This window comes from Roseicyclus sp. (assembly GCF_052168335.1).
GTDB lineage: Bacteria > Pseudomonadota > Alphaproteobacteria > Rhodobacterales > Rhodobacteraceae > Roseibacterium.
The window spans coordinates 1-4903 of sequence record NZ_JBQLZP010000023.1; the positions used below are offsets into that span (position 1 = coordinate 1).

Sequence of the window (4903 nt, forward strand, 5' to 3'; positions counted from 1 at the left end):
CCCCGGCGGTGTTCTCGGGACGGAGCGTGATGCTTTCGCCACCGCGATCCTCGAAGCTGTACATCTCCTTGGTGACGACGTCGGAGGTGTCGCCGAGCGAGCGGGTGAAGACGCGGGTGTCCTCGATCACCGGGGTCTGCCACTCCTCGAAGCCCCAGGTCTCGGCGATGCGGCGGGTCCCGGCGGCCGAGACGACGCCATCCGCGTCGGCGAAGAGAAAGAGCGCGGGCACCTCGGCGCGGCCGAGGTCGCGCGCCCGCGTCTCGCGCACCAGCGCGCCCATCCGCACCAGCGCGGAGGTCGGGTAGCGCTCGGTCCAGAAGCGTCCATGGGCCTCGTTCAGCGGCTCGAAGCCGCGCTCCTCCCCGAGGATGAGCCGGGTCCAGGCATGCGCGAAGGGCCATTCGAGGATGCGGCCCGCGGGGTTGGCGAGCCCGAAGTTCGGCGAGACGAAGACGATCCCGGCCACGTCCGCAACCATGTCGGGCTCGGTCGCGGCGAAGGCCGCGAGCGTCCCGCCCGTCGAGGTCGCGATGACGAGGACGCGGTCGCCCACGGTCCGCGCGATGTCGAGCATGAGGTCGGTGTCGTCGATCCACTCGGTCGCGGTCGCCGCGCCCATGGCCTCGGCGCTGCGTCCGTGGCCCGGCAGCCGGTTGAAGACGAGGTTCGCGCCGAGCGCCTCGGCCACGCGGTCGGGCACCGGGCGGATCTCCTCGGAACTGGCGGAGAAGCCGTGGAGGTAGAGCACCGACCAGCGCGTGACCTCTCCCGGCGCGCCCGCCCAGACCACGCGCGCCTCGGCGCCCGGGACGATGTCGGGGAACCCCGCCTCGCGCGCGGCGAGGAGCGCGGGATCGGCGGTCAGGGCCTCGGTCGCCTGCGCCCCGCGCGCGGCGGGCTCGCGCGGGCCGAGGAGGAAGACGCCCGCGACGACCGCGACGAGGGCGACGACGACGCGGAGCAGGACGCGCGGGAACCTAGACACGGGCGAGCACCTCCTCGACGGCGCGGGTGATCGTGTCGAGGCAGGCAGGCTCGGAGAAGCGGTGATCCGCGCCCTTCACCAGTTCGAGCCGGATGTCGTCCCCCTCGACGTGCTCGAGCAGGCGGAGCGCCACCGACATCGGCACATCCGCGTCCGCCGTGCCCTGGAGCATCCGCAGCGGCAGATCGAGCGCGAGCGGCATCCTGAGGACGAGGTGGGTCCGCCCGTCCTCGATCATCCGGCGGGTCACGATCATGTCCTCGCCGTATTCGGAGGGCAGCGCGACCTGCCCCTCCTCCATGCACTGCCGGCGCTGCTCCTCGGTCCAGTCCGACCACATCCCGTCCTCGGTGAAGTCCGGGGCGGCGGCGATTGTGACGAGCCCCGCGACCTTGCCCGCCATGCGCCGCGCGAGGAGGAGCGAGATCCAGCCGCCCATGGAGGAGCCGACGAGGACGACCGGCCCCTCGGTCAGGGCGGCGACGGCGGCCTCGGCATCCTCGGCCCAGTCGCCGATGCAGCCCTCGGCGAAGTCCCCGCCGCTCTGCCCGTGGCCGGAATAGTCGAAGCGCAGGAAGGCGCGGCCGGTCCGGCGCGCCCAGTCCTCGAGGTGGAGGGCCTTGGTCCCCGTCATGTCCGAACGCAGGCCGCCGAGGAAGACGACGCCCGGCTCCCGCCCCGAGAAGCGGTGCCAGGCGATCCTGCGGCCCTGCGGCGTGTCGAGGTGGTTCGGCGTGTCCATGGCGCTCTCCCGTCTGGGGCCGGACCCTGCGACAAGGCGCGGGCGGGAGCAATCCCCCGAAACGGGCACCGGCCGACAGCCGCCGGCCGGGCGCCGCCGCACGACCTTGACAGCGGCCCCGACCCCGGCCTTGACCCGGGGCGCGCCTCCTGACATGTCAGCGGTCGACACATACCCGCAACCGGGCGTTCCGTGGGCGCCGAACCGACGAGGAGGCCGACCGATGGCCCAGATCTCCCTCACCCTTCCCGATGGCGCGAGCCGCTCCTATCCCGCAGGCGTGACGCCCGGACAGGTGGCCGAGGACATCTCGCCCTCGCTCGCCAGGAAGGCGATCAGCGCCACGGTCGGGGGCCGGCACTGGGACCTCCAGTGGCCGATCGAGGCCGACGCGGACATCGCCATCCACACGATGAAGGACGACGCGCAGGCCCTCGAGCTTATCCGCCACGACCTCGCCCATGTCATGGCCCGCGCCGTGCAGGAGATCTGGCCCGACGTGCGCGTCACCATCGGCCCGGTGATCGAGAACGGCTGGTACTACGACTTCGACCGGAAGGAGCCCTTCACGCCCGAGGATCTCGGCCGGATCGAGGCGAAGATGCGCGAGATCATCAACCGCCGCGACCCGGTCACGACCGAGCTCTGGGACCGCGACCGCGCGGTGGCCTACTACGAGGCCAACAACGAGCCCTACAAGGTCGAGCTCGTCGGCATGATCCCCGAGGACCAGCCGATCCGCATGTACTGGCACGGCCATTGGCAGGATCTCTGCCGGGGCCCGCACCTGCAGCACACCGGCCAGCTCCCCGCCGACGCCTTCAAGCTGATGAGCGTCGCGGGCGCCTACTGGCGCGGCGATTCGAACCGGCCGATGCTCCAGCGCATCTACGGCGTGGGCTTCCGCACCCGCGACGACCTGAAGGCCTACCTGACCTTCCTCGAGGAGGCCGAGAAGCGCGACCACCGCCGCCTCGGGCGCGAGATGGAACTCTTCCACTTCCAGGAGGAGGCGCCGGGGATGGTGTTCTGGCACCCCAACGGCTGGACCGTCTACCGGGTGCTCGAGGACTACATGCGCCGCAAGCTCACGCGCGCCGGCTACCGCGAGATCAGGACGCCGCAGGTCGTCGACCGCAAGCTCTGGGAGGCCTCGGGCCACTGGGACAAGTACCGCGAGAACATGTTCATCACCGAGATCGACGAGGAACATGCCAACGAGAAGCGGGTCAACGCGCTGAAGCCGATGAACTGCCCCTGCCACGTGCAGGTCTACAATCACGGGCTGAAGTCCTACCGCGACCTGCCGCTGCGGCTGGCCGAGTTCGGCTCGTGCCACCGCTACGAGGCGCATGGCGCGCTGCACGGGCTCATGCGCGTGCGCGGCTTCACCCAGGACGACGCGCACATCTTCTGCACCGAGGACCAGATCGAGAGCGAATGCGCCGCCTTCATCGAGCTCCTCTCGGGGATCTACCAGGACGCGGGCTTCGCGAGCTTCGACATCAAGCTCTCGACGCGGCCCGACGTGCGCGTGGGCTCGGACGAGATCTGGGACAAGGCCGAGGCCGCGCTCGAGAAGGCGATCCTGAGCGTGCGCAACGACTACGAGATCGACCCCGGCGAAGGCGCGTTCTACGGGCCGAAGCTCGACTTCAAGCTGACCGACGCTATCGGGCGGGAGTGGCAGTGCGGCACGTTCCAGGCGGACTTCAACCTGCCCGAGCGGCTGGATGCGACCTATATCGGCCCGGACGGGGAGAAGCACCGCCCGGTCATGCTGCACCGCGCGATCCTGGGCTCCTTCGAGCGCTTCATCGGCATCATGATCGAGAACTATGCCGGCAAGCTGCCGTTCTGGCTCGCGCCGCGCCAGGTCGTGGTGGCCTCGATCGTGTCGGAGGCGGACGGCTTCGTGCAGCAGGCGGTCGAGGCGCTTCGGGGCGCGGGGCTGCGGGCCGAGGCCGACATCCGCAACGAGAAGATCAACTACAAGGTCCGCGAGCATTCGGTGGGCAAGGTGCCGGTGATCCTCGCGGTCGGCCGCAAGGAGGTCGAGGACGGCACGGTGACGCTGCGCCGCCTCGGCGAGGCTCAGACGCGCGTGGTGCCGCTGGCCGAGGTGGTGGCGGAACTGGCCGCCGAGGCGGTGGCGCCCGATCTCCGTTAGGGGGCGGAAAAGCCGGCTTTTCCGCGCCGGAAATGCCGGCATTTCCGGCGCGCGAGAGGAGGGGAAGATGCGCTTCTGGTCCTTCGCCGAGGGCTTCGGCCACGAGAACCTCGTGCTCCGCGAGGGCGAGACCCCCCGCCCCGGCCCGCGCGACGTGCTCCTCGAAATGCGCGCGGCCTCGCTCAACTTCCGCGACGTCGTGGTGCTGCGCGGCCAGCACGGGCGGCGGGTGCAGCCGCCCCTGATCCCGCTGTCGGACGGGGTGGGCGTCGTCCTGAAGACCGGCGCCGAGGTGGATGGCCTGAAGCCCGGCGACCGCGTCATGCCCGCCTTCTTCCAGAACTGGGAGGGCGGCGCGCCGCCCGCGGACCTCGAGGCCGGGCGCCTCGGCGGGCCGCGCGACGGCGTGCTCGCGACCCACCGCGTCTTCCCCGCGCGCGGCGTGGTGCGCGTGCCCGAGCACCTGACCGACGCCGAGGCGGCCACGCTTCCCTGCGCGGGCGTGACGGCGTGGAGCGCGCTGTCGGGCCCCGCGCTCCGGCCGGGCGAAACGGTTCTCATCCTCGGCTCGGGCGGCGTCGCGCTGATGGCGCTCCAGCTCGCGAAGGCCTGCGGCGCGCGGGCGCTGGTCACCACCTCCTCGGCGGAGCGGGCCGACCGGCTCCGCGCGCTCGGGGCGGATCACGTGGTGGACCGCTCGGCCACGCCCGACTGGGCGGCGGAGGTGCGGGCGCGGGCGCCCGAGGGCGTCGACCGTGTGATCGAGCTCGGCGGTGCGGCGACGCTCGGCGACTCGCTCCGGGTGGTGCGGACGGGCGGGCAGGTCCTGCTGATCGGGAACGTGACCGGCAACCGGGCCGAGCTGTTCCTGCCCGCGATCCTGACGCGGCAGCTGACGCTCAGGGCCGTGACCGTGGGTCCGAGGGACGCGCTCGAGGCGCTGTGCCGCGCGCTCGCGCAGCACGCGATCCGGCCCGTGGTCGGGCAGACCTTCGACTTCGAC

General features: G+C 71.8%; 4 protein-coding genes. 2 read left to right on the top strand and 2 right to left on the bottom strand.

Going from position 1 to position 4903, the window contains the following annotated elements; translation table 11 throughout:
- The coding region (locus ACTS11_RS00770; RefSeq protein WP_442638448.1) for a serine aminopeptidase domain-containing protein at positions 1-988 on the bottom strand (988 nt) is incomplete at its 3' end.
- A complete protein-coding gene (locus ACTS11_RS00775) occupies positions 981-1730 on the bottom strand; it encodes an alpha/beta hydrolase (RefSeq protein WP_442638449.1) in 750 nt (249 codons plus the stop codon). The genes ACTS11_RS00775 and ACTS11_RS00770, both read right to left, overlap by 8 nt.
- 223 nt (positions 1731-1953) lie before the next feature.
- Between ACTS11_RS00775 and thrS the strand changes: the two genes are divergently transcribed.
- Both thrS and ACTS11_RS00785 read left to right on the top strand, forming a co-directional pair.
- Positions 1954-3900 (top strand): threonine--tRNA ligase, encoded by a 1947-nt coding sequence (thrS, locus tag ACTS11_RS00780; protein ID WP_442638450.1) that lies wholly within the window; start codon positions 1954-1956, stop codon positions 3898-3900.
- Between the two features lie 67 nt (positions 3901-3967).
- Positions 3968-4903 (top strand): zinc-dependent alcohol dehydrogenase family protein (locus ACTS11_RS00785; RefSeq protein WP_442638451.1); only part of this gene is annotated, 936 nt, incomplete at its 3' end.